Origin of the sequence: Lentzea nigeriaca (genome assembly GCF_016907955.1) — a bacterium.
Taxonomy (GTDB): Bacteria; Actinomycetota; Actinomycetes; order Mycobacteriales; family Pseudonocardiaceae; genus Lentzea; species Lentzea nigeriaca.
Window position 1 is genome coordinate 314,142 of the sequence record NZ_JAFBCX010000004.1, and the last position, 22,782, is coordinate 336,923.

Here is a 22,782-nt window from a genome sequence, read left to right on the forward strand (position 1 = left end):
CCTCTGCCCGGCCCGCTCAGCCCGGGTAGAAGACCAGCGCGCCAGAGGACACCCGGATCGAGCTCGACTTCCACACGTCGGTGATGTCCGACGCCGACCACAGGCCGGTCGGGTCGATCACCTGCACCTGGCGGGCCGGGGCCGCGGCCACCGAGCTCACCGGCACGGTGAGGTTCGACTGGCTGTAGCGGTCCAGCCTGGACCCGTCGGCGTAGACCTTGGTGACCGGCAGCGAAGGCAGTGAGGAGGAGACGACCAGCACGTCCTGGGAGAGCCAGTCGACCGACTGCACGCCTGAGGCCAGCGCGGAGGGCTGCACCGGGCGCGGGGCGCGCAGCGCCACGTCCTGGTTGTTGCGCACCACCGAGGCGACGTAGAGCTTGCCGCCGATCACCAGCGCTGCCCTCGCGCCGTCGCGGGAGAGTCGGAGTTCGCTGATCGGGCCGAGGGGCGAGATGTCGGTGACGTTGACGCCCTTGGCGGTCCAGCCGCCGTTGTCGGACCGGGTCACGCGGGCCACGGAGGTGCCGTCCACCGCCGTCCACACCTCGGTTCCCGGCTCCTTCGGGCCGCTGGAGAGCAGCCACGTGGGTCTCGTGAGCGTTGTCGCGGGGATGTCCACTATGGACAGATCCTGCTCCAGCTCTCCCACGCGCAAGTTCATTCGGCCGTTGCTGCGGGAGACCACGGCCAGGCGTGAGCCGTCGAGCGACTGTGCGGCGCTCACCGCGCCGTACGTGCCGCTGCCCGCGGGGCCCTTGATCGGGTTGCCGTCGGACAGCGACCTGATCGACCCGTCCACCACGAGCATGCCCTGGAGGTTCGCATTCAGCGCCAGCAACGCCTCGCCCGCGGTCGCCGACACGTCGGACGGCCGGTAGTCGCGCTGGTCCGGCAGGATCTGCTGGCCGTCCACGAGGACGCGCACCCGCGAGGTCGTGACCCCGGAGAACGACTTCACCACCTGCGCCACGATCTGCTTGCGCTTCTCCGGTGTCAGGTCCTTGCCCACCTTGGTGAGGTTGACCTCGAGCGCCCCGTCGTCGGCTTCCTTCGTCTCCGAGAAGACGTCGGTGTCCGTGCTGAGCGCGCTCACCAGCGTGTCGCGCACCGTGTCGCCGGGACCCTTGATGAGCAGTTCCGTGACGCGCGAGGGAATGCTCGTCGCGGGCGGGACCACGACGTAGCGCGGATCGGGCACCAGCACGGTGAACTCGGGGTTGTAGAAGTACAGCGTCACCCGGCGGTAGTTGTTGTTGAAGACGTTCATCGGCAGGTAGACGCCGGGTGGTGCCTCGGAGATGCGCCACTGGTTCTCGGCGTTCTTCTCCAGCTTGATGGGCAGCTGGACGTCACCGAGCTCCGGCACGAACGCGTTGTCGTTGCCGAGGCGGCCGACGGCTTTTCCTTGCAGCAGGACGGTTGCCGTCTTGTCCTGCGGGGCCTGCGCCGGCGGCACCGTCGAGTAGGACGTCTCGATGATGTACGGGTTCTTGGTGTTCCACTTCTCGCCGGCCTGCGGCGTCAGGTACGCGCGAGCGGCCGCGTAGCCACTGTCCGGATTGGACGTCGCGTCGATGAACTCGCGTACGAGCGTGATCGGGTCGAGGTCGCGCCTCGGCTCCGGCGCCTTCACCGTGTTGGTGGACTTGCTGTCCTTCGGGCCGATCGGCCTCGGCTGGGTGTTCGTCGGGATCGCGGCACAGCCCGTCAGGGTCACGAGGACGAGCACCAGCAACGCCAGCCGCTTCACCGCACTTCCTCCGAAACCTCTTCCGGCGACTTCTCCGCGGGCGGGCCGTCGACGGGCTCCGCAGGCTGCCAGGTGATCTCCTCCGGGGTCAGCTCGACCTCTTCCGGTTCCTCCTCGGCGACCGGCTCCTGCACCGCCGCAACGGGTCCGTGCGCGATCGCGGGCGCGAGCGGCAACGGGCTCTCGCGCACCTCCTCGCCGTGTCTGCGGGGCAGGGTCAACCGGAACACGGCACCGTGGCCCGGTTCGCCCCACGCCTCCAGCCAGCCGCCGTGCAGACGCGCGTCCTCCAGCGAGATCGACAGGCCGAGGCCGGTGCCGCCGGTGCGGCGGTTGCGTGACGGGTCGGCCCGCCAGAAGCGGCTGAACACCAGTTCGGCCTCGCCCGGCCGGAGGCCGACGCCGTGGTCCCGCACGGTGATCGCGACGGCGTCGTCGTCGCCGCGCATGGTGAGTTCGACCGGCTGGCCCTCGCCGTGGTCGATGGCGTTGGCGAGCAGGTTGCGCAGAATCCGTTCCACGCGGCGGGAATCGAGCTCGGCGGTGAGCTCGGAGTCGGGAAGGTCCAGCAACACCGGCGAACCGGCGTTCGTCGCGATCGCGCGCACCGAGTCGTGGGCACGGCGGGCCAGCACGCGGATGTCGACCTGTTCCGCGGTCAGCTCCTCGACGCCGGCGTCCAGGCGTGAGATCTCCAGCAGGTCGCCCAGCAGCGACTCGAACCGGTCGAGCTCGTCGACCAGCAGCTCGGTGGAACGGGCGAGTCCGGCGGGGAACTGTTCGCGCGAGGCGTGCAGGACGTCCGCGGCCATGCGCACCGTCGTCAGCGGAGTGCGCAGCTCGTGCGAGACGTCCGAGGTGAAGCGGCGCTGCAGCTGGCCGAACTCCTCCAGCTGCTTGAACTGGGCCTGGATCGACTCGGCCATCTCGTTGAACGACTCGGCCAGGCGCGCCACGTCGTCCTCACCGACGACGTGCATGCGTTCGTGCAACGTGCCGTCCGCGAACCGTTCCGCGACCTCGGCCGCCTGCCGCACGGGCCGCACGACCTGGCGCGTCACGAGGTTCGCGATGAGCGCGAGCAGGATCAGCAGGACGATGCCGCCGACGGCCAGCGTCGACTGGACGACCTCGGCGGTGCGCTGCTCCGCGGTCAGCGGGAAGATCAGGTACAGCTGCATCGAGCGCGCGGTCGTGCTGATCGGCAGGCCCACGACGAAGAGCGTGGTCGGCGTGTTGCCGCGCTGCACCGTGTGGATCTGGGTGCCCTCGTCGCCGTTCTCGACCATGTCGCGCAGGCCGCGAGGAACGTCCTCGAGCGGCCCGACCGACGGCACGCGCCCGGCCCCGCTCGAACCGAGCCCGTCGGCGAGGACGGGCTCGAACGCGCCGGCTCCCGCCGTCGTGGCATCCGTGCCGGAGCCACCGACGGCGAGCTTGTTGATGGCGCTCGTGAACCGCGTCTGGACGCTGTCCGGGCCCGGGTTCAGGCCGACGAGGTCGGACTGGATCAGGTTGCGCGAGGCCAAGGCCTGGCGCACTGCGGCTGCGTCCTTGGTGTCCAGCAGCTGGTTGGTGATCTGCATCTGCAGGACCATGCCCAGCACGAACACCACGGCCGACGACAACGCGAGCGTGGACACCACGACGCGCAGCTGCAGCGAACGACGCCACAGGTCACCAAACGCGGTCCATCGCTTCCGCGCTTCCTCGACGAGGAACTGCGCCTTCGCGACGACCGGCCGAACGAACTTCATACGCCACCTGTCACGGAGGGCCGGCCTTGTACCCGACACCGCGGACAGTCAACACCACCTCGGGGTGCTCCGGGTCCCGTTCGACCTTGGAACGCAACCGCTGCACGTGGACGTTCACCAGGCGCGTGTCGGCGGCGTGGCGGTAACCCCACACCTGCTCGAGCAGCACCTCGCGGGTGAACACCTGGCGCGGCTTGCGGGCCAGCGCGACGAGGAGGTCGAACTCCAGCGGCGTCAGCTGGATCGGCCTGCCCTCGCGCAGCACCTCGTGGCCGGGGACGTCGATCGTGAGGTCGCCGATCTGCAGCACCTCGGACGGCTCGGCCTCGGTGCGGCGCAGGCGCGCCCGGATGCGGGCGACCAGCTCCTTGGGCTTGAACGGCTTCACCACGTAGTCGTCGGCGCCGGACTCGAGTCCGAGCACCACGTCGACCGTGTCGCTCTTGGCGGTGAGCATCACGATCGGCACGCCCGACTCGGACCTGATCGCCTTGCAGACGTCGATGCCGTTCATGCCCGGCAGCATCAGGTCGAGCAGCACGAGGTCGGGCTTGAGCTCGCGCAGCGCGGGCAGGGCACGGGCACCGTCGGCGACCACCGCGGTGTCGAAGCCCTCCCCGCGCAACACGATCGTCAGCATCTCCGCCAGGGCGGGGTCGTCATCGACGACGAGCACGCGTGCCTTCATACTCAATATCGTCGCACTGCCGGTCGGGCGTTCGTGCACCACCCACGTTCCGTTGCCGCTGGTGGCGGTGTGCGCTCGTTCGGTAACCGGCCGGAACCCTCGCTCCACGTGCCCCACCTCGCCCGATTTGGCCTGATCGTTGCGGGAATATCCGCACGACGATCACTTTTCGTTACGTCGGCTTGTCAGACCGTGCGGGTGGCCGAGGCCAGCCAGATGCGCGCATCACCCACCTTCCGGGGATCGGTGATCGCAGGTACCGCGCGCTGGTGCCGCGCGGCGAGGTCGACCTGGTGTGTCACGGCGGCGTGCCAGCCGTACCCGTCCAACCACTCGATCGGGTCTTCCACATCGGAGCGCCACCGGGCGTCCAGCGCGTCGAACCGCTCGTGCACCGCTCTCATCTGCGGCAGGTCGCGGAAGGCGCGGTTGACGTGTTCGAGCGCGAGCGTGCTGCCGCGGGTGGACAGCGCACTCACCCAGTACAGGAGCTGCTCTCCGGCGTCCGGCGGCAGGAACATGAACAGGCCCTCCAGCAACCATGCCGTGGGCCTGTTCGGGTCATGTCCAGCCTGGATCAGTGTTGTCGCCCAGTCCTCGCGGAAGTCGCAGGGGACGACGACTCGCTCGCAGGTGGGCTGGGCGCGCAGATCGCGCAGAGCGTCCTCCTTGAACTCGAGCAGCTCGGGCAGGTCGAGTTCGAAGAGCGTTGTGCCCGGCGGCCACCGCAGCCGGAACGCTCTGGTGTCGAGGCCCGCCGCCATGATCACGACCTGGGGCTGGGGCGAGCCGAGGAGCTGGTCGTCGAAATACCGGGTGCGCAGGACGAAGTGCTCACCCGCGAGGGTGCGGACGCCGTTGAGTTCGTTCGCGGAGCCGGCGGCCTCCACCAGACCGGCGGCCAGCGGGTCGTCGAACAAGGGGTGGGGATGACGTTGCTCGTTGGCGCGGGCGGCAGCGATCAGGACCGCCGTACGGGCGACTCCGACAGGGGTGCGCTGCAGGACACGCTTCAAATTGTGATCTCCTATTCACTCACAGTGACGTACCGGACACACGATCGTGTCAACCGGTACGCACGTGAGCGACCACTCAAGGAGTGAAGAGCGGTTCCAGAAGCGAAGAAAACTTCACGTTTGACCGCCCGTCGACCACTTGCCACGGGGCCAGCCAGTTGATGTTCGCCAATCCGTCGTAAACGATCCCGCACCGGGCCTGCAGGTCGCTATTGGATTCGTAGATGTCGCGGGCGCGGCTGTCGTCGTCCTGCTCGCGCCTGGCTGCGCGTTCGGCCGCGACCTCGACGGGCACACGGAGCAGCAGGTGCAGGTCCGGAACGGGCAGGCCGAAGCGGTCGATCTCGAGCGCGCGCACCCACTCGACGAACTCGCCGTTCTCGTCCTGGTGCAGCCGCGCGGCGTTGTAGGCGGCGTTGGAGGCGACGTAGCGGTCGAGCAGCACGACGTCGTACCGCCCGAGGTCCTCGCGGATCTGGTCCGCCGCGCCACGCCGGTCGAGCGCGTACAGCACGGCCATGCCGTAGACGGAGTCGCTGAGGTCGCCGATCCTGCCGTAGAGGGCGTCACGGACCAGGTCGGCGTGCACGCTCTGCCCGTAGCGCGGGAACGCGTGACTGGTCACGGTCCTGCCCTGAGCGTGGAGCGCCTCGGTCAACCCGTTGGCGAGAGTGCGCTTGCCGGCCCCGTCCAGGCCTTCGATCACTACGAGCTTTCCCACGCCGCGAACCCTAACGGCCACTCACACGGCCGCAGCGCGTCCCCCACACGGGCGAAATCCGATCTTTCGATCACCAGAACGAGTGACTACGGTGAAGAGTCACACGGCGCGTGTGTGAAGGGTAGGTGCCGCGGTGGCCGCGGAATCCGGGCACGCCGAGTCGGTCGACGAACCGATCGGTCACCCGACCGGGGGTCTGCCGACCCCGCTCGCCGAGACGCTGCGCTACGGGCCGTTCCACCGCGCTCTGCGCGAGGCGATCGCCCACCGTGGCCTCTCGCTCGCCCGGCTGCGCGCCCACCTCGAACAACTCGGCGTCCAGGTCGGCCAGTCAACGCTGTCGTACTGGCAACGCGGCCTGCGCCACCCCGAGGTCCCCCGCGCCATCAGCACAGTGCGCGCGCTGGAGTCCGTGCTGCGGCTGCCGCCATCGTCCTTGTTGGACCTCATCGGCCCGCGCAACGCCAACAGCTACGCCCCGCGCCCGGTGGCGACCTGGCCGGAACCCGCGCCGCTGCTCGCGACGTTCGACTCCGTACCAGAAGCCGCGCGCGGCAACGCCGACCTCGAAGTGCTGTCCGTGCACGACACCGTGCAGCTCGGCATGCACCGCGAACAACGCTCGATCACCACCCGGCTGGTCGTGCGGGCACTGCGGCAAGGCCCCGACCGGTACCTGGCCGTGCACCGCGGCGACGACGGTTCGTCGATCGAGAACGCGCTCGTGCGCGCCGGCGAAGGCTGTCGGCAGGGACGTCTGCGCCGGGAAGGCGCTTCCCGCAACCTGGCGGTGGAAATGCTGTTCGACCGGCGGCTCGCGGCCGGCGAGGAGCACGTCTTCAGCTTCACGATCGTCGACGACACCGGCGGCGCGACGCCCGGCCACCACCGGACGTTCCGCGACGTCTGCGGCTCCTACCTGGTGCAGCTGTCGTTCCACCGACGCGCGATGCCCGCGCGCTGCATCAAGCAGTTCCGGGCATCGGCCGACGCGACGCCGGTCGACGTCGAGGAGCTGGTGTGCGGGCTCGGCGGCGTCGTCAGCGCTTACTTCGGCGACGTCGGCCCAGGGATCGCGGGCATCGCCGTCGAGTGGAGCTAGGCCGGGGCTGGAGTTTCCCAGAAAACACCGTGAACGACGCGGTCCGCGCTCTCGGCGGACACACGTCTCGTGAGTGAACGCGAGGAAGGCGAGAGGGCTGAAGACCGGCGGTCCGAAGACCATTCCGGTTCCGGATCTTAGAAGGAAGCCCTCTCATGGCCTCGCTGGTGCCACGTTAGCAGCGTTACCGTCAGTCCGACAGCATGTTTCCCAGTTCGGCAACGGTGGTAACACCTCCCGCCTCACCCTGAGTCAGTCCAATGTGGATCGATCGAGCGTCCGAAGTGGAACCCTTGCGCGCGAACAGCTCCGCGAGTCTGCGCACGGTGAAGTACCGGCGGTGCAACGCCGCCGAGGCGACCAGCTTGACCAGGTCGCGGTTCTGCTCGACCCTGTTGCCCCAGACGGTGCCGCGCAGGTAGAGGTGCAGCCAGGTGCCGTACCAGGTGTCGCCCTCCCGTTCGAACATCACCGGCAACGCGACCTTTCCCTTGCCGCGCATGGCTGAACGCGCGCGAACCGTGCTCGGCTCGAACGGCTTGCCGAGCTGGTCCAGATCACGCGTCATGAACCCGAACATCGACTCGGCGACCTCGTCGAAACCCTCGCCCGCGTAGACGTTCACCTGCGGCACCACGTACCTGGCGTTCAGCGCGTCGAGGTGGACGTCGATGAACTCGGTCGCGCCGTCCGCGGCGTCGGTGACGTCGCCGGAGTAGGAGACACCTTCGTCCTGCAGCATCGTCCACGACACGTGGCCCGCGAAGCCGAAGTTCTCGTCCAGCAGCACCGCCGACAGGTCGTAGTCGGTGCGCTTGGACTTCTGGCGCCAGTGCACGAAGAACCGCAGGACGTCACCTTCGAGCCACAGCTTCGACCCGCGCGGCAGCACGCCGAAGCCGTCCTCGGTGGCCGTGCCGGACATCGGCACGACGACGTCGAGGACCTCCGGGTCGACGGTCAGCTCGGAGAAGTCCGGCAACCTATGCACCAGTTCGGCCTCGATCACCTGGATGATCTCGGCGACGGCCGCGGCGTCGAGCGGCGCGCGGGTGTCGTCGGTGATCCACACCTTGCGGCCGCGGTTCGCGAAAACCCTTGCGGCGTCCGGCTTTTCGCGGTTCGCCAGGTGTTCCAGCACTGACACCAGCACGCGACCGGACACGTCGGGCACGGCAACGCGCACGGCTTCGGCGACACCCGAAGCACCGTTGCGGACCAATCGGTCGACCTGGCGCAGCAACAGGCCCGGCGCCTTCGCGAGGATGCGCAGCGCGAGATCGGGGTCGCCGTCCGCGAACGCCAGCTCCACCTGACCCGCGAACGAGCGGGCGGTCTTCTCCTTGCGCGCCACCGCGAACACGTCCTGGGCCTGTTCGAACGGGTGCTCGTGCGGGTGCAGCCGCTCCCCCAGCCGCTTCCACGCCTCGCGGTGCTGGTTGACGTCGCCGAGCTTGCTCGCCGCCACCCCGTCGAGCGCGGCGAGCAACGCCCGGCGCTCAGGCCTGCGGAACGACCGGAAGCGCGTGGGTTCCCGCAGCGTGACGTCGCCTCCGGAGGCCTCACAGGCCAGGCGCAGGACGTCCGTCACCGTGTCGATCTCGATCAACGGCCGCTGCGCGACGAGGCGCGCGGCGTTGAGGATCGCGCGGTTCTCCCTGGTCGGAACGACGGGCGGTTCGAGGTCGAGGCGCTGGGTCGCGAGCTCGCCGAGCAGCGCCCTGTCGTCCTCGCCGAGCGGGATCGCGCTCGCCGCGAGCTCCAGGTAGAGGCGGCTGATCTCCTCGTCGAGGGTGCCGCCGAGGTGCAGGACGGTGACGCGGTCCTTGAGCGACGGGATCAGCTCGTCGTGCGCTGCGAGCATCTCCTCGTACGTGTGCTGAACGCGGCCGTACGTCCGGAGCTCGTAGATGCACTCCAACCAGAACGCGATGGTGTCCGGCACGTTGTGCGGGAAGTCCTTGAAGTACGGGTTGTGCTGCGCCTGTGCGCCGACCAGCTCCTTGACCGCGCGGACGATCTCGTGGGAGTACTCCACGGCGTCAGCGGTGCTGGAGATGTGTTCGAGCAGTTCGCGAGAAGCCTTGAAGCCCACCTTGAGCAGCGCGGCGTCGAGCTGTCTGGCGGTCGTGCCGCCATCGCCCGCGGCGCCGTCCGACAGAGGCACGCGCAAGGTCTTCTTGATGATGGTCGTCCGCACCAGGTCAGTAAAACCCGCACGTCAACCGAGTTCGATTCCACCCGTTTGGGCACGCTGTTGTTCGCGCTCCATCGCCTAACGTCGAGTTCCATGAACGGCGATCCGTCCACTCCGTACAGCCGTGACCTGGGCGACGAACTGCGCCAGGTGCGGGAGCGCTACACGACGTTCCGAGCGCGGAAGATCGCCCGGATGCTCGGGTGGGATCCGGGCAAGGTCTCCAACATCGAGCACGGCAAGGTGCGGGCGAGCGAGATCGACATCGTCCAGTACCTGGGCCGCTGCGGCCGTCCTCAATCGTTCATCGAGGACTTCCTCAACCGGTACCGGTCGGCGTTCGACCACTACTTCGTGCAGGTACCGACCAACCTGCGCACGGTGACGATGGCCGAGTCGAGCGCCGACAAGATCACCAGTTACAGCCTGACGAGCATTCCGGGCCTTGCACAGTCCGAGGCATACGCGAGGGCGCTGTATGAAGCCCGTGGAGTGCTCACGCCCGACCTGATCGAGGCGGCTGTTCGCTTCCGGATGGAACGCCAGACGATCCTGCGACGACCCAGTCGGCCAGCGTGCACCTTCTTCGTCCACGAGAACGCCTTGCGGCTCAAGGTCGGCAGCGACGAAGTTATGGAAGACCAGCTCATGAGGCTCCTCTTCCACACACATGTCATCCGAATCGTGCCCGCCGAGAGCGGACCGGCAGGCATCTTCATGGCCAACTACATGCTGTGGGAGTACGAAAAACGTAGCAGCGTCGCCTTCACTGAGTCTGACCTCGCCAAAGTGTTCGTACAGGATCTGCCTGGGGTCAGGCACTGTAAGTCGATCTTCGCGAGGCTGGATGCGCTAGCCCTCAGTGAGGAACAATCGCGAACGATGGTGGCGGATCTCGCCAGCCGATCGCGGGAGGACCTCAGTGGCCGGAGACTGCACCTGGCGTAAGAGCACCTACAGCGGCGGCGACGCCGTGGACAGTGAGTGCGTTGAAGTGGCGTTTGCCCAGGTGGTGCGCGTCCGTGACTCCAAGAACACCGCAGGCCCCGAGCTGAGGTTCAGCGTCGAGGCCTGGCACGGGTTCACCGGAGCTCGGTAGGCAACGGCTGGCCCAGCACTTCCAGGAACCTCGCCGTCTTGATCTCGACGAACACGTCGACGTCCTCGACGTCCTGTTCGTCGTCCACCGAGAAGTCGTCCGGGTTCTCGTCCTCGGCCAGGTAGCCGAGCAGTTCCGCTTGCTTGGCGGTGACATCGCCCGAGTTCTGCAGCGCCCACCACGCCGCCAACCCCGCCGCCTCGCGCAGGACGTCGGTCGGATCGGAGGCGTTGGGGTTCTCGAAGTAGGTGCGCGGCGTCAGGCCCAGGTAGGCGACACCGGTGCCCGGACCGGCGGGCGCGTAGACGACCGAGGTGATGTCGCTGTCGTGGATGTCGATCCACAGGAACGGCTCCACCAGAGGCGGCAGTTCGCCCTCGGACAGCGTCTTCCACTGGCCGTGCTCGTAGGCGTAGGTGCCGAAGAATCCCATTCTTCCCTCAGTTGATCCGCACGTTGATCGGCGTGCCGGGCGGGAGATCCTTGACCTGGGCCCACAGCTGGCCGTGGATCGACCAGTAGACGGCCTCGTCGATGATTTCGAGATTCTGCACCGTGGCGGCACCGCCCAGGAACAGCGGCGTCTGGAAGCCCACGCACATGCCGGCGGGCGTGGGCTCGGAGTGCACCGCGCGCCAGGCCTCGAACAGATCGTGGGCGAGAAAGGTGACCGGGTGGTCGACCATGTGCCGATCGAGCAGCTCGGGGATGGTGGTGTCGAGGTCGAACACGTCGCCGGAGCCGGGTTCCAGCAGGATCAGCATCGCGTTCCGGTGCAGGTCCAATGCGTACAGGCGGCCCAGCCAGTCCTGGGCGAACGGCCTGATCCTCGGTGCGCACTGCGGGAACATCTCGTTCGCGAGGCTCTGCGCCCGGCGTGCCTCCTCGTCGGTGAACACGCGGAAGACGCCGCCGCCGAAGGAACATCCGGCGGCCATCGTGACCAGCTCGGCGAGTCCCGGCACCTGGCGCAGTGGTGCGACGTTCGCGGGTGGCGATGCCTCGCCTCCGTCAGACGGGAAGGCCGCGACAAATCGGTCGAACATCGTCTTCTCTCCCCATGGCGACGAGCCCCCGCCTGTGCAGGCGGGGGCTCGTCGGCACGTGCTCAGTAGCGGTAGTGCTCCGGCTTGAACGGGCCCTCGACGTCGACGTCGATGTACTCGGCCTGGTCCTTGGTCAGCTTCGTGAGCTTGCCGCCGAGCGCCTCCAGGTGGATGCGGGCGACCTTCTCGTCGAGGACCTTGGGCAGGCGGTAGACCTCGTTGTCGTACTCCTCGTGCTTGGTGAACAGCTCGATCTGGGCGATCACCTGGTTGGAGAAGGAGTTCGACATGACGAACGACGGGTGGCCGGTCGCGTTGCCGAGGTTCAGCAGGCGGCCCTCGGAGAGCACGATGATGCTCCTGCCGTTGGGGAAGACCCACTCGTCGACCTGGGGCTTGATGTTGTTGCGGCGGATGCCGGGGTAGCGGGCGAGACCGGCCATGTCGATCTCGTTGTCGAAGTGGCCGATGTTGCCGACGATCGCCTGGTGCTTCATCTGCGACATGTGCTCGACCATCACGACGTCCTTGTTGCCGGTCGTGGTGATGATGATGTCGGCGCGGTCGAGGACGTCCTCGAGGCGCTGGACGTCGTAGCCGTCCATGGCGGCCTGCAGGGCGCAGATCGGGTCGATCTCGGTGACGATCACACGGGCGCCCTGGCCACGCAGGGACTCCGCGGCGCCCTTGCCGACGTCGCCGTAGCCGCAGACGACCGCGACCTTGCCGCCGATCAGGACGTCGGTGCCGCGGTTGATGCCGTCGATCAGCGAGTGGCGGATGCCGTAGCGGTTGTCGAACTTCGACTTGGTGACGGCGTCGTTGACGTTGATGGCCGGGAAGAGCAGCTCACCGGCGGCGGCCAGCTGGTACAGGCGCATGACGCCCGTCGTGGTCTCCTCGGTGACGCCGCGGATGCCCGAGGCGATGTTCGTCCACTTCTTGCCGTCGGCGGCCAGCGAGTTGCGGAGCGTCTCGAGGACGATCTTCCACTCCTCGGAGTCGTTGTCCTCGGCTGACGGGACGACGCCGGCCGCCTCGTACTGGACTCCCTTGTGGACGAGCAGCGTCGCGTCGCCGCCGTCGTCCAGGATCATGTTCGGGCCCTGGCCGTCCGGCCACGTGAGCATCTGCTCAGCCGTCCACCAGTACTCCTCCAGCGTCTCGCCCTTCCAGGCGAAGCAGGAGATGCCCTTGGGCTCCTCCTCCGTGCCGTAGGGGCCGACCACGACGGCCGCGGCCGCGTGGTCCTGGGTCGAGAAGATGTTGCAGGAGGCCCAGCGCACCTCGGCGCCCAGGTCGACCAGCGTCTCGATGAGCACGGCGGTCTGGATGGTCATGTGCAGCGAGCCGGAGATGCGTGCGCCCTTCAGCGGGTACACCCCGGAGTACTCGCGGCGGAACGCCATCAGGCCGGGCATCTCGTGCTCGGCCAGACGGATCTCCTTGCGACCGAACTCGTGGAGCGACAGGTCGGCCACTGCGAAGTCGATGCCGTTGCGGGTCTGCAACCGGTCGGCGGTCATTGCGAAGTCCTCCAAGGCACTTCAGAGAGGGTGTCGTCCGACCATACCGCCCGAAGATGGACCACTATGACTCGAATGTCGGTGGATGGAGGTCTGGGGTGTTGATCGCTGGCCCGGACACACGCGTCGTCGAACTGCGGGTGCACGGCGTTCAGGGCACGACGCCGCAGACGCTGGTCGACGCCGTCGCGGCCGTGGACGTCGCGGGAGACGGGCTCGGGCGCATCGTGCGTCCCGCCGACAGACTTCGCAGGCCCGCGCCCGGTCCGGTGCTGCAGACCGAGGGACGGCCGGTGACCCGCGTGGTCGAGGGGTACCTCTGGGGTGGAATGACGTCCGGCGGTGTGGCCAAGGCCACGTGGGCGCTGCTCTTCCCGTTCAGCATCGCGAACGTCGCGCACTGGATGTTGCCGCCCGTTCCCGAACGGAACCTGCCCGCCCACCTGCTCGGACTCGGACTGCGGTCGCTTCTGCGGGTGTTCGCGCTGCTGCTGACGGCGCTGCTGGTCGCGCAGGTCTCCGTGGTCAGCCTCGACCTGGTCGCCGCCCAGTGCCTGCGTCCCGGTGCCGCGTGCCTGACCAGCATTCCGACCGAGGTTCGCCTGTTCCCCTGGTTCCGGACCTTCCTGGGACTCCTGCCGGTCGTGGTGCTGATCTCGGTGATGCGGCGGATCTCGCACGTCGAGTGGCGGATCGAACGCAGGGAGATCGCCGAGGCGCAGGACGAGGAACGGCAGCCCACCTCCGGTCTGCCCGGCGCGCACGTCGCCACCGACCCGGACACCCCCGCGTTGCGGTCACTGCACGTCGTGACGGCACTCTCGGTGGCCTCGCTGATCGCGCTGGGCGGACCGTTGAAGCAGCTCACGGCCACCGGGTCGATGGGGGTGGCGATCACCGTCGCGTGGGTCGTGGCGTTGGTGTTCATCGGCCTGTCGACGCTCGGTGTGCTGCTGCTCGACGACCCGACCGGCGGCGCTCCTCACCGTGGTGGGCGGTGGCTGCGCGCGTCACTCGGCAGGCGGCCTCGCCGGGTGCTGATGGTGCTGTCGGCGCTGCTCGTCCTGACGACGCTGGGGTTGCAGGAGCAGCTGCAGGAGCGGGTGCTCGGCTCGGACGTGACGGTGCAGGTCGTGGCGTTGCTGATGGCGTTCGTGGCGGTGCTGTTCGCGCTGCTGCTGGTGCCTGCGGCGCTGCTGGCACGCAGGACGTGGGCCTCGCTGCCGCGTGAGCTGCGGCCGTGGGCGGGCGGCTGGTTCGCCGCGCCGGTGCTCGCGATCGCGGGGCTGCTCGGCGGCGGGTTCGGAGCCGGGGTCGCGCTGCCGGTGCGCAAAGCGCTCGGTGACGGGTTGCTGCTGCCCGACGGGTACGCCTACATCACCCTGCTGTGGGGTGTGGCGGGCGCGTTGGCGCTGCTCACGACGTTCGCGGTGGCGTCGTTCACCGGCGCGGTGCGGTGGCGGGCGTTCCGCAAGGGCAAGGTGTGGGCGCGCGAGGCCTCACTGCTGCACTCCGGGCGGATGCGTGATCTTCGTGCCGCGACGCGGGCGTGGTGGTGGGCGCGCTGGGAACGCAACCACGGGCACCACATGATCCTGATCATCGCGTCCGTGCTCGTCGTCGGTGCTGTGCTGGCGACTCTGCTGCGGGTGCGCAACGTGACGCCGCCGCCGTGGACGGCACCGTTCTCCGCGTTCGGCGTGTTCGTGCTCGGTTTGCTGGCCGTGTCGTTGCTGAGGGCGGTGTACCTGGCGGCGCGGCAGCCGGAGTCGGGCCGACGGCTGGGAATCATCGCGGACATCGCGCAGTTCTGGCCGCGGGAGGCGCACCCGATCGTGCCGCCCTGCTACGCGTTGAAGGTCGTGCCGGAGCTGGTTTCCCGCGTGCAGGACCACCTTCGGGACCCCGGCACCCGTGTGGTCCTCTGTGGACATTCGCAGGGGTCGCTGCTGGTCGCTGTTGCCGCCGCCCGGTTGCTGGAGGACCTGCCGGCGCACGACCGGGAAAGGATCGGGCTGGTGACGGCCGGTTCGCAGCTGCAGTGGGCCTACCCGCGGGCGTTTCCGGCGGTGGTGCCGCACGCGTCGCTGGCCAGGCTGGCCGGTGGGCTGGACGGACGGTGGCGGGCACTGTGCCGCGGCACGGATCCGTTGGGCGGCGCGGTGATGACGTGGCGGCGGCAGGTGTTCGACGGGATGCTGCTCGGCGTCGGCTACCGGGCGGACGGCTCGGAGGGCGCGCTGGCGCCGGCGCTGCGCGGACCGACGGGGGCGCTGGTGCTGGGCGGTGATCACTGGCTGCCGGATCCGCAGCGGGGACCGTTCCCTGGGCGGCGGTGGCGGTCCGGGGTGTCGGCGCACTCGGACTACACGTCGGATCCGGAGTGGGACCGGGCGGTCGCGATCGCGGCCGGGTTGCTGGACGTGGAGGCACCGGAGGCGCCGCCGCTGCCGTTCGCGCGGAAACCCGAAACCCGGTCACGGGACGCGTTGGGCGGTTCGTAGGCTTCCGATCATGCTCACCGGAGAACTCGTCCGCCTGCGTCCCGCCGAACCGGAGGACGCCGAGGCGTTCTACCGCTGGCACAACGACGAAGAGGTCATGCGCTGGCTGCAGAGCTACTTCCACCAGTCGCTCGCGGGCCTGCGCAAGCTCTTCGCCGAACGGCAGGAGAACTCGTTCGAGAAGGTCACCCTCTGCATCGAGACGCTGGAGGAGCGCAAGCTCATCGGCGTTGTCGCGATGCGGGAGGCGGACCCGATCAACCGGCGCGCCAAGGTCGACATCTACATCGGCGAGCGGGAGTACTGGGGTGGCGGGTACGGCACCGACGCGTTGCGCAGGGTGTGCCGGTACGGGTTCGAGACGCTGCAGCTGCACTCGATCGAGCTCACCGTCGTGGAGGAGAACGAGCGGGCCATCCGGTCCTACGAGAAGATCGGGTTTCAGGTCGACGGACGGCTGCGGCAGGCGTTCTTCCGCGACGGCAAGTGGTACGACGAGCTGCTGATGTGCGTGCTGGCGGACGAGCTCAGCTGAGCGCGGGCGCGAGGTGGCCGATCGCCTCGCGCAGGTGGTCCTCCACGGACTGCGCGGGCACCACGACCAGGCCGGACGGCCGCAGGTCGACCCACCGCTGCACGGCGATCCGGGCCGCCGCCGACACCGCGGCGGCCAGCACCGCGGCACCGAGCTCGGACTTGCCCAGCCGCTCGGCGATCACCTCGGCGATCGGCGGTTCCATGGACGACGTCGAGTCCAGGTAGGCCTCGCGCAACGACGGCGTCGACGTGATCAGCGCCAGGGCCTCCGACGGTGGTTCGCGGTACTGCTCGGCGAACGCGGCGATGATCGACTCGACCAGGGGTTCGTCGGAAGGCCTCGAGCGCAGGGCCGCGGCCACCGTGAGGGCTCGGGACGCCGTGATGCCCGCGACGATCGCCTGGTCGCGGCTCGCGAAGTAGTTGTTGTAGGTGCGCGGCGAGACGTTGGCCGCCTCGGCGATCTCGTCGACCCGCACGTTGTCGACGCCCTTCTCCAGCGCCAGCCTCAGTGCGGCTGCGGACAGTGCCGCTCGGGTCTCGGTCTTCTTGCGCTCACGCAGTCCCACGCCGATCACTGTAGAGACCTGTTGCAACACGATCACTACCGATTGACTTTCGATAGATCGCTACCGATACTCGATGCATGATTTCTGAACGGTGGGCGGTGGTCGCGCTCCGGTTCTTCCTGGTGGCGCTGTTCGGGATCCTCGTCGTGCTGGAGACGTTGTCGATCCCGGGCTCGTACATGTACTCGGCCGAGCAGCACCCGGAGCACGCCTCCGAGCAGTTCGTGTCGATGATCGTCGCCATCTTCTGGGTGGTGTGCGTGCAGGTGGTGATCGTGGCCACGTGGAAGCTGCTCACCCTGGTGCGCAAGGATCTGATCTTCACCGAGGCCGCGATCAAGTGGGTCGACGTGATGGTCTGGGCGATCGCGGCCGGATGGGTCGTGCTGGTGGGTGTGTTCATCTACCTCGGCTTCATCGCCGATGACCCCGGTGTGCTGGTGTTGTTCTTCTTGTTCACGACGGGGGTGTCGGTGATCGGGCTCGTGCTGATCGTGATGCGGGCGCTGCTGCAGCGGGCGACTGCGTTGCGTGCCGACATGGAGTCGGTGATCTGATGGCCATCGTCGTGCGCATCGACGTCGAGCTGGCCAAGCGCAAGATGAGCGTCGGCGAGTTCGCGGAGAAGGTCGGGCTGACACCGGCCAACGTCGCGGTGCTGAAGAACGGGCGGGCGAAAGCCGTGCGGTTCAGCACCCTCGAAGCCATGTGCCGGGTGCTGGAGTGCCAGCCCGGTGACCTGCTCGAATTCGTCGACGACGAGGAAGCCTCCTAGGCCAGGCGTTTCGCCAGTCGGTCGGCGGCCTCGAGCCGTCCCGACTCGGCGAGCAGGCCCACCGGCGCGAGCACGTAGTCGCGGTCGACGGTGATCTCGGCGGTGCGCAACACCGGACGCAGCACCGGGTCGCTCCGCAGGGCTTCGACGACCGGCGTGATGTCCGGGGTGTGGCGGAAGACGCCGCCGGAGAGCACGAGCAGGCCCGCGCCGTGCGGTCCGAGCTGGCCGTCGACCTGACGGAGATGCCTGCGCACAGCCAAGATCGCCGCGAACGACGCGAGCCGCACGTCCACGGCCGGGTCGGCGGGCAGCCAGCCGACGTTCTCGGCGCGCAGCCGGGCTTCTTCGGTCAGGTCCTCGGTCGTGAGGCGTTCTGCCAGCGCTTCGGCCACTACGCCCGGCGCGGACCAGCGCATGCCGAGGTCGCCCTCCACCGTGCGGCGGTCCGGTGGCAGCGCGACAGTCCGCTCCACACCTTCACTGTCCGCCGTGGACACCGCGGAGTAGACGTCCGTGGTCGCGCCGCCGACGTCCACCACCAGCACGGCACCCTCACGGTCCTGCGCCGCCAACCGCGAAACGCCCGCCAGCACCGCGTCCGGCGTCACGGCACGCACGAGCTGACGGAACCGCGGGCCGCGCGAGAGTCCCTTGCCGCCGATGACGTGCTGCAGGAACGCCGCGCGGATCGCCTTGCGGGCCGGTTCCGGGTCGAGCTGCCCCACGTCGGGCAGCACGTTCGGGCAGGCCACGACGGTCCTCGACGCGAGCAGCCGCAACGCTTCTGGCTGCGCCTCCACGTTGCCCGCCAACACGATCGGCACGGCGACGCGGGCGAGCTTCGCGGCGTTGTGCAGCAGCACCGACTGGTCGCCGCCGTCCGTGCCGCCGACCAGCAGCACGAGGTCGGGTTCCGCCGCCCGCAACGCTCGGACGTCGACCGGACCCGCGCTGACGTGCACGATCTTGGCGCCCGCCGACAGCGCGACCCGGTAGCCGGCCTCGGCGCTCACGACCCGTTCCTGGCCGACGACGGCCAGCCGCAGCCCTCCGCCCGCCGACGAGCACGCGAGGATCTCGCCGTCGCCGACGGTGCCCCGCAGCGCGTCGATGCCGCGCAGCACCTCGGGCGGCGTGGTCGGGTGCTGTCCGGTCCGGACCAGCTCGCCCTCCTCGGTGAGGAGCGCGGCCTTGGTCCAGGTGGAACCGACGTCGAGACAGAGGATCACGAGGCAAGCTTGCCATCATGAAGCTCACGCCCAAGGTGATCCTCGAAGGCACCCGCCTGACCGGCAAGACGGACCTGGCCTACGCGCTCAACGAACACCCCCGTCTCGTCGGGCACCGCAAGTACCGCTACCACTCCCCGTTGATCTCGGCCGAGTGGAGCGGGTTCAGCAACGAGCCGTGGGGCCGCGGGCTGATCGACTTCGCGCCGGACGAGACGCCACACGCGATGGAGACCTACGAGACGTGGGTGCGGATGTTCGAACTGCAGCGCTACTACTCGTGGATCGTCGACCGGTTCCACCTGTCCACGATGGCCTATCAGGCGCGGCAGGGACGCGAGTTCGACTTCGGGTGGCTGGAGGAACGCCTCAAGCCGCTCAACTTCGCGATCGTGCTGTGCACACGACCGGAAGACACGTTCGAGGAAGCGCGCGTGGAGCGGTTGAAGATCAGCGCGAACCCGAAGCAGTACGTGTCGCTGGAGCCGTTCATCGCCGAGCAGGCCCAGCTCCGCGAGCTCGCCAAGAAGTCGATCCTGCCGGTGTTCGAGTTCGACGTGACGCTGCACGGGCCGGACGACGTGGCCGAGTGGCTCGACGAGAACGACCTGCTGACGCTTTAGACCGTGACGACGATCTTCTTGCCGGCGTGGAGGCCGTTCTCGAGGTGACGGTGTGCCTCGACGACGTCGTCGAGCGCGAACACCCTGTCGATGGCGGGCCGCAGCGCACCGAGGCGCACCCCGGCGTTCAGGAACGCAGCCATGCGCTTCACCACGACGGCGTCGAGGGTGTGCTCGAAGCTCCGGTAGCTGAAGATCGTGAGAGGCGGGCCTGCGGGGAAGGGCGTGGGCCTCGGGTCCAGGAAGCCCGCGGCGACCAGTGTCCCGCCGGGACGGACCGCTTTCAGTAGATCCTGCTGGCCGGGGCCCATCACCACGTCGAGGACGATGTCGGCGCCCGTCCCTCCGGTGTGGTGGAGGACGGCGTCGACGACGTCCTCACGGTCGGTGGCGATGACCGCGGCGGCACCGGCGGCCAGCAGGTCGTCCTCGTTCGCGGTGCGCCGCGTGACGGCGATGGGCACGGCGCCGATCTGGTTGGCGATCTGCATCGCCGCCCTGCCGACGCCGCCGGACGCGGCGGTGATGAGGACGTGGTCGCCCGGCCGCATCGCCGCCTTCTCGACGAGCGCACCGTAGGCGGTGGAGAACGCGACCCAGATCGCCGCCGCCTCGGTGACATCGAGCCCGGCCGGCCTCGCGACGACCCGGCTCGCCGGAACCGTGGCGTAGTCGGCGTAGCTGCCGCGCACGCTCGCGTCCGGAACGGCCGTGAGGACGACCGGATCACCGATCTTCAACGCCGTGGTCCCAGGGCCGAGCGCGTCGACGGTGCCGGTTCCCTCGACACCGAGGCGGGCGTGGGGCAGGGAGATGGTCGCCGACGAGGTGCCGGACCGCATCATCTGATCGAGCGGGTTCACGGCGAACGCCTCGATCCTGACCCGCACCTCACCGGCCGCGGGCGCGATGACCGGCTCCTCGACGACGTGCATGACATCCGGTCCGCCGAACTCGTCGAACACGACGACTCGTGGCATGGGCTCCTCCGCATCTGATTCGTTGCTGCGAAAGACGTTACGAAGCGGTGAGTTACCTCGGGGTACCTTCGATCCCATGCAGAGCGCGGCCGGACCAGCCTTCCTCGCCGACTGCCCCACCCGCCTGGCGGTCGAGATCATCTCCGACAAATGGGGCGTGCTCGTGCTCTTCGGCCTCAGCCGGCGGCCGCACCGGCACGGTGAGCTCGTCGACCTCATCGGCGGCGTCTCGCGCAAGGTCCTCACCCAGACGCTGCGACGGCTCCAGCAGTACGGTCTGGTCGAACGCCACGCCGAAACGTCCCGCCGGGTCGAGTACCACCTGACCGACCTCGGCCGGACCCCCGTCGAGCCCATCGAGGTCCTGACGAACTGGGCGAGGGAGTACGGCGGCGCCGTCGTCGACTTCCAGGAGGCGGCGTCCGGCCGGTCGTCCTAGTCGTCGGCTTTCTCGTGCACGACCTGCATGAACTCACCGAGCTGCGCGAGCTGCCGGGGCGTGAAGAGGTCGATCAGGTACGCGCGGACCGTCTCGACGTGACCGGGCGCGGTGGAGTTCAGCAGGTCCTTGCCCGCCTCGGTGAGCACGGCGAGGATGCCGCGCTCGTCGGACTCGTGCGGTTCGCGCCGCACGAGTCCGGCCTTCTCCAGCTTGCCGATCTGGTAGGTCAGCGAGCTCTTCGACACCACGACCCGGCGGGCCAGCTCGGTCATGCGCAGGCGGTTGCCCGGCTGTTCGGACAGCACGACCAGCACGTTGTACTGCGCGTGCGAGAGGCCCGCATCGCGCTGCAACTGCTGTTCGATCTGCCTCTCGAGGAGGTGGTACGCCTGCACGAAGTGGTGCCAGGTGTTCCCCTCCTCCTCGGAGAGCCACCGCGCATCGCCCATGGCACGAAGATTAGTTGGTGTAGAGCTGCTCCACGGGCACGACCTGCTGATTCTGGTTCGCGGAAGTCCACAGCAGCTTGAAGTGGGCCTGGCCGGTCCGTTCCGCGAAGTCGACCTTGATCGCGTGCTTCTTCCCGGCCTGCAAGGCGATCGTGCCCTTGTCGACGCGGGCCTGGTGTGGGTCGGAGGCGTCCACGACGAGCTTGCCGTCCACCCAGACCTTCGCGATCTCGTCGGAGACGGTGAGGAACGTGTAGGTGTCGCTGAACCTCGGCTGCACGAACCCGGTCCATCGCACCGAGAAGTCGTCGCCGTCGAAGCGCCACGCGAAGTTCAGCGACGGATCCGTGCGGGTGACGGGCGTTCCGGTCCAGTTGTTCGTCGGGAAGTACTGCGCGCGCAGGCCGTTTCCGGTGCCGGTCGGTGCCGGCTGCTCACCCCTGACGGTCAGCTCGATCACCGTCGCGACGTCGTTCGTCTTGGCACCACTGGGTTTCACGTCGTAGCCGTCGCCCGCCTTCGTGGCGGTGACGGCTTGCGGGCTGTTCAGGACGCGCGCACCTGTGACGTCGAACTGTTCGAGAACCTTGAGGTGCAAGGAGCTCGACCAGTCGTAGACCGACAGGAAGAGCTTGTCGCCCTTGCGTGACACGGCACCCCAGGCCGGGTCGGCGACCCAGGACGCGGCCGACGCGCCGTAGACCGCGTCACCGTGCTGCGCGAGCCAGGAACCCATGGCGCGCAAGCGATCCGACTCGGGTTGCGGGATGCGGCCCAGCTTGTCCTGGCCGACGTTGAGCAGGTAGTTGCCGCTGCGGCTCGCGATGTCGACGAGGTTGCGGGTCAGCGTGGTGGCGCTCTTGAAGTTCTTGTCCCACTTGGCGAAGCCCCACTTGCTCGGGATCGTCATGCAGGACTCCCAGAGCTGGCCGTCTACCGGCGCGGACGGGAAGGTCTGCTCCGGCGTGCCGAAGTCGCCGTCGACGACGCGGCGTTCCTTCACGCCCGGCGCGCGCTTCGAGATCCGGTTGTTGATCAGCAGGTCCGGATCCTTGGCCCTGAGGAACGTCTCCAGCTCCGCGCCGTCCTGCTTGGTCCACGGGTTGGGCGGGTTGTCGGTGTCCCAGTCGCCGTCGAACCACAGCAGCGCCGGGTCGTAGTCGTCGATCAGCTCGACGAGCTGGGCACGCATGCGTGCCTTGTACCGCGCGAAGTTCTGGGTGCTGCGCGCGTCGGGGTCGTGCCAGTCCCACGTCGAGTAGTAGAGGCCGAACTTGATGCCCTGCCGGTCGGCCTCGGCCTTGAGCTCGGCGAGCACGTCGCGCTTCTTGTCGAACGCGGAGTGGTCGCGGAGGTTCCACTTGTTGACCTTCGTCGGCCACATCGCATAGCCGTCGTGGTGCTTCGACGTGATGACGATGTACTTCTGCCCGGCCGCTTTCGCCGTGCCGACAACGGCTTTGGCGTCGAACTGGGCCGGGTTGAACGACTTGACCAGCCGTTCGTAGTCGGCGGTCGGGATCTTGCACTTGTTCATGATCCACTCGGCGTCCTGACACGTGGAGCCATCGGACCTCTGATACTCGCCTTCGAGCTGCGAGTAGCCGCCGAAGTGGATGAACATGCCGAACCGGGCGTCCCGGAACCATTCCGTTCGCTGCGCCGTGAACGGATCGTCAATCGTTCCAGGGCCAGCCAAAGACAGCACCGCCAGCAGCGCCGCGACCAGCGCGTGGAGCATCGGACTCCTCCTCCAAGCTCATGGC

23 protein-coding genes are annotated in these 22,782 nt (G+C 68.5%); 9 read left to right on the forward strand and 14 right to left on the reverse strand.

Features of this window, described 5'->3' with window-relative positions:
* Nucleotides 1-16: 16 nt before the first annotated feature.
* From JOD27_RS15870 to JOD27_RS15890, 5 genes are all read right to left on the reverse strand, one after another.
* Nucleotides 17-1,753, reverse strand: a complete 1,737-nt coding sequence (locus JOD27_RS15870) for an LpqB family beta-propeller domain-containing protein (protein WP_204763019.1) — start codon at nt 1,751-1,753, stop codon at nt 17-19.
* Nucleotides 1,750-3,510 (reverse strand): MtrAB system histidine kinase MtrB, encoded by a 1,761-nt coding sequence (gene mtrB, locus JOD27_RS15875; protein WP_204763020.1) that lies wholly within the window; start codon nt 3,508-3,510, stop codon nt 1,750-1,752. Before mtrB ends, JOD27_RS15870 begins: the two co-directional genes overlap by 4 nt.
* Before the next feature lie 10 nt (nt 3,511-3,520).
* The gene (gene mtrA / locus JOD27_RS15880) at nt 3,521-4,198 is read right to left on the reverse strand and encodes an MtrAB system response regulator MtrA (RefSeq protein WP_030471262.1); all 678 of its coding nucleotides are present in this window, start codon (nt 4,196-4,198) and stop codon (nt 3,521-3,523) included.
* A 185-nt stretch (nt 4,199-4,383) separates the two neighbouring features.
* Complete coding sequence (locus tag JOD27_RS15885) at nt 4,384-5,214, reverse strand: SAM-dependent methyltransferase (protein WP_204763021.1); 831 nt, start codon at nt 5,212-5,214, stop codon at nt 4,384-4,386.
* 76 nt (nt 5,215-5,290) lie between these two features.
* Complete coding sequence (locus JOD27_RS15890) at nt 5,291-5,935, reverse strand: dTMP kinase (RefSeq protein ID WP_204763022.1); 645 nt, start codon at nt 5,933-5,935, stop codon at nt 5,291-5,293.
* A 133-nt stretch (nt 5,936-6,068) separates the two neighbouring features.
* Between JOD27_RS15890 and JOD27_RS15895 the strand changes: the two genes are divergently transcribed.
* Entirely contained in the window at nt 6,069-7,037 is a 969-nt protein-coding gene (locus JOD27_RS15895; RefSeq protein ID WP_204763023.1) for a hypothetical protein, read from the forward strand.
* 190 nt (nt 7,038-7,227) lie between these two features.
* On the opposite strand, the gene JOD27_RS15900 is transcribed toward JOD27_RS15895, so the two are convergent.
* Nucleotides 7,228-9,237, reverse strand: coding sequence for a TerD family protein (locus tag JOD27_RS15900; protein WP_204763024.1), 2,010 nt, complete (start codon nt 9,235-9,237; stop codon nt 7,228-7,230).
* Between the two features lie 90 nt (nt 9,238-9,327).
* Between JOD27_RS15900 and JOD27_RS15905 the strand changes: the two genes are divergently transcribed.
* Both JOD27_RS15905 and JOD27_RS15910 read left to right on the forward strand, forming a co-directional pair.
* A complete protein-coding gene (locus JOD27_RS15905) occupies nt 9,328-10,182 on the forward strand; it encodes a helix-turn-helix domain-containing protein (protein ID WP_204763025.1) in 855 nt (284 codons plus the stop codon).
* A gap of 46 nt (nt 10,183-10,228) precedes the next feature.
* A complete protein-coding gene (locus tag JOD27_RS15910) occupies nt 10,229-10,333 on the forward strand; it encodes a DUF397 domain-containing protein (protein ID WP_307830185.1) in 105 nt (34 codons plus the stop codon).
* On the opposite strand, the gene JOD27_RS15915 is transcribed toward JOD27_RS15910, so the two are convergent.
* The 3 genes from JOD27_RS15915 to ahcY all read right to left on the reverse strand — a co-directional run bounded on the left by JOD27_RS15915 (nt 10,317) and on the right by ahcY (nt 12,905).
* Nucleotides 10,317-10,766, reverse strand: coding sequence for a hypothetical protein (locus tag JOD27_RS15915; RefSeq protein ID WP_204763027.1), 450 nt, complete (start codon nt 10,764-10,766; stop codon nt 10,317-10,319). The genes JOD27_RS15910 and JOD27_RS15915 overlap by 17 nt on opposite strands.
* A gap of 7 nt (nt 10,767-10,773) precedes the next feature.
* The gene (locus tag JOD27_RS15920; RefSeq protein WP_204763028.1) at nt 10,774-11,379 is read right to left on the reverse strand and encodes a hypothetical protein; all 606 of its coding nucleotides are present in this window, start codon (nt 11,377-11,379) and stop codon (nt 10,774-10,776) included.
* 62 nt (nt 11,380-11,441) lie between these two features.
* On the reverse strand, nt 11,442-12,905 hold the full coding sequence (ahcY, locus tag JOD27_RS15925; RefSeq protein ID WP_204763029.1) for an adenosylhomocysteinase: 1,464 nt from the start codon (nt 12,903-12,905) through the stop codon (nt 11,442-11,444).
* 98 nt (nt 12,906-13,003) lie between these two features.
* On the opposite strand from ahcY, the gene JOD27_RS15930 reads away from it, so the two are divergent.
* Both JOD27_RS15930 and JOD27_RS15935 read left to right on the forward strand, forming a co-directional pair.
* Nucleotides 13,004-15,409: a hypothetical protein gene (locus JOD27_RS15930; RefSeq protein WP_204763030.1), complete on the forward strand. Its 2,406-nt coding sequence runs from the start codon at nt 13,004-13,006 to the stop codon at nt 15,407-15,409.
* Between the two features lie 10 nt (nt 15,410-15,419).
* Nucleotides 15,420-15,944: a GNAT family N-acetyltransferase gene (locus tag JOD27_RS15935; RefSeq protein ID WP_204763031.1), complete on the forward strand. Its 525-nt coding sequence runs from the start codon at nt 15,420-15,422 to the stop codon at nt 15,942-15,944.
* On the opposite strand, the gene JOD27_RS15940 is transcribed toward JOD27_RS15935, so the two are convergent.
* Complete coding sequence (locus JOD27_RS15940) at nt 15,937-16,515, reverse strand: TetR/AcrR family transcriptional regulator (RefSeq protein ID WP_307830149.1); 579 nt, start codon at nt 16,513-16,515, stop codon at nt 15,937-15,939. The genes JOD27_RS15935 and JOD27_RS15940 overlap by 8 nt on opposite strands.
* 77 nt (nt 16,516-16,592) lie before the next feature.
* Between JOD27_RS15940 and JOD27_RS15945 the strand changes: the two genes are divergently transcribed.
* Both JOD27_RS15945 and JOD27_RS15950 read left to right on the forward strand, forming a co-directional pair.
* Nucleotides 16,593-17,072, forward strand: a complete 480-nt coding sequence (locus JOD27_RS15945) for a DUF2975 domain-containing protein (RefSeq protein ID WP_204763032.1) — start codon at nt 16,593-16,595, stop codon at nt 17,070-17,072.
* Nucleotides 17,072-17,290 (forward strand): helix-turn-helix domain-containing protein, encoded by a 219-nt coding sequence (locus tag JOD27_RS15950; protein WP_090094945.1) that lies wholly within the window; start codon nt 17,072-17,074, stop codon nt 17,288-17,290. The genes JOD27_RS15945 and JOD27_RS15950 overlap by 1 nt, the downstream gene beginning before the upstream one ends.
* Here JOD27_RS15950 and JOD27_RS15955 read toward each other — a convergent pair.
* Nucleotides 17,287-18,522, reverse strand: a complete 1,236-nt coding sequence (locus JOD27_RS15955; RefSeq protein WP_204763033.1) for a glutamate mutase L — start codon at nt 18,520-18,522, stop codon at nt 17,287-17,289. The two genes, JOD27_RS15950 and JOD27_RS15955, sit on opposite strands and share 4 nt — an antisense overlap.
* Nucleotides 18,523-18,539: 17 nt before the next feature.
* Here JOD27_RS15955 and JOD27_RS15960 point away from each other — a divergent pair, with 17 nt between their 5' ends.
* Nucleotides 18,540-19,145, forward strand: coding sequence for a hypothetical protein (locus JOD27_RS15960; protein WP_204763034.1), 606 nt, complete (start codon nt 18,540-18,542; stop codon nt 19,143-19,145).
* On the opposite strand, the gene JOD27_RS15965 is transcribed toward JOD27_RS15960, so the two are convergent.
* Nucleotides 19,142-20,125 carry a zinc-dependent alcohol dehydrogenase family protein gene (locus tag JOD27_RS15965; RefSeq protein WP_204763035.1) on the reverse strand — a complete coding sequence of 328 codons (984 nt, stop codon included), beginning with the start codon at nt 20,123-20,125 and terminating at the stop codon, nt 19,142-19,144. The two genes, JOD27_RS15960 and JOD27_RS15965, sit on opposite strands and share 4 nt — an antisense overlap.
* 76 nt (nt 20,126-20,201) lie before the next feature.
* Between JOD27_RS15965 and JOD27_RS44975 the strand changes: the two genes are divergently transcribed.
* Nucleotides 20,202-20,564, forward strand: a complete 363-nt coding sequence (locus JOD27_RS44975; RefSeq protein WP_239567163.1) for a winged helix-turn-helix transcriptional regulator — start codon at nt 20,202-20,204, stop codon at nt 20,562-20,564.
* Here the strand turns inward: JOD27_RS44975 and JOD27_RS44980 are convergent.
* Together JOD27_RS44980 and JOD27_RS15975 are read right to left on the reverse strand one after the other, a co-directional pair.
* Nucleotides 20,561-21,016, reverse strand: a complete 456-nt coding sequence (locus JOD27_RS44980) for a MarR family winged helix-turn-helix transcriptional regulator (RefSeq protein ID WP_239567164.1) — start codon at nt 21,014-21,016, stop codon at nt 20,561-20,563. The genes JOD27_RS44975 and JOD27_RS44980 overlap by 4 nt on opposite strands.
* A 10-nt stretch (nt 21,017-21,026) precedes the next feature.
* Nucleotides 21,027-22,757, reverse strand: a complete 1,731-nt coding sequence (locus tag JOD27_RS15975) for an alpha-L-fucosidase (RefSeq protein ID WP_204763036.1) — start codon at nt 22,755-22,757, stop codon at nt 21,027-21,029.
* Nucleotides 22,758-22,782 lie beyond the last annotated feature (25 nt).

What these genes read in the sequence shown, in the direction of transcription:
- mtrB (WP_204763020.1), bottom strand. Translation starts at nt 3,510, where the DNA reads ATGAAGTTCGTTCGGCCGGTCGTCGCGAAGGCGCAGTTCCTCGTCGAG.
- mtrA (WP_030471262.1), bottom strand. Translation starts at nt 4,198, where the DNA reads ATGAAGGCACGCGTGCTCGTCGTCGATGACGACCCCGCCCTGGCGGAG.
- JOD27_RS15905 (WP_204763025.1), top strand. Translation starts at nt 9,328, where the DNA reads ATGAACGGCGATCCGTCCACTCCGTACAGCCGTGACCTGGGCGACGAA.
- JOD27_RS15915 (WP_204763027.1), bottom strand. Translation starts at nt 10,766, where the DNA reads ATGGGATTCTTCGGCACCTACGCCTACGAGCACGGCCAGTGGAAGACG.
- JOD27_RS15920 (WP_204763028.1), bottom strand. Translation starts at nt 11,379, where the DNA reads ATGTTCGACCGATTTGTCGCGGCCTTCCCGTCTGACGGAGGCGAGGCA.
- ahcY (WP_204763029.1), bottom strand. Translation starts at nt 12,905, where the DNA reads ATGACCGCCGACCGGTTGCAGACCCGCAACGGCATCGACTTCGCAGTG.
- JOD27_RS15935 (WP_204763031.1), top strand. Translation starts at nt 15,420, where the DNA reads ATGCTCACCGGAGAACTCGTCCGCCTGCGTCCCGCCGAACCGGAGGAC.
- JOD27_RS15945 (WP_204763032.1), top strand. Translation starts at nt 16,593, where the DNA reads ATGATTTCTGAACGGTGGGCGGTGGTCGCGCTCCGGTTCTTCCTGGTG.
- JOD27_RS15950 (WP_090094945.1), top strand. Translation starts at nt 17,072, where the DNA reads ATGGCCATCGTCGTGCGCATCGACGTCGAGCTGGCCAAGCGCAAGATG.
- JOD27_RS15960 (WP_204763034.1), top strand. Translation starts at nt 18,540, where the DNA reads ATGAAGCTCACGCCCAAGGTGATCCTCGAAGGCACCCGCCTGACCGGC.
- JOD27_RS15965 (WP_204763035.1), bottom strand. Translation starts at nt 20,125, where the DNA reads ATGCCACGAGTCGTCGTGTTCGACGAGTTCGGCGGACCGGATGTCATG.
- JOD27_RS44975 (WP_239567163.1), top strand. Translation starts at nt 20,202, where the DNA reads ATGCAGAGCGCGGCCGGACCAGCCTTCCTCGCCGACTGCCCCACCCGC.
- JOD27_RS44980 (WP_239567164.1), bottom strand. Translation starts at nt 21,016, where the DNA reads ATGGGCGATGCGCGGTGGCTCTCCGAGGAGGAGGGGAACACCTGGCAC.
- JOD27_RS15975 (WP_204763036.1), bottom strand. Translation starts at nt 22,757, where the DNA reads ATGCTCCACGCGCTGGTCGCGGCGCTGCTGGCGGTGCTGTCTTTGGCT.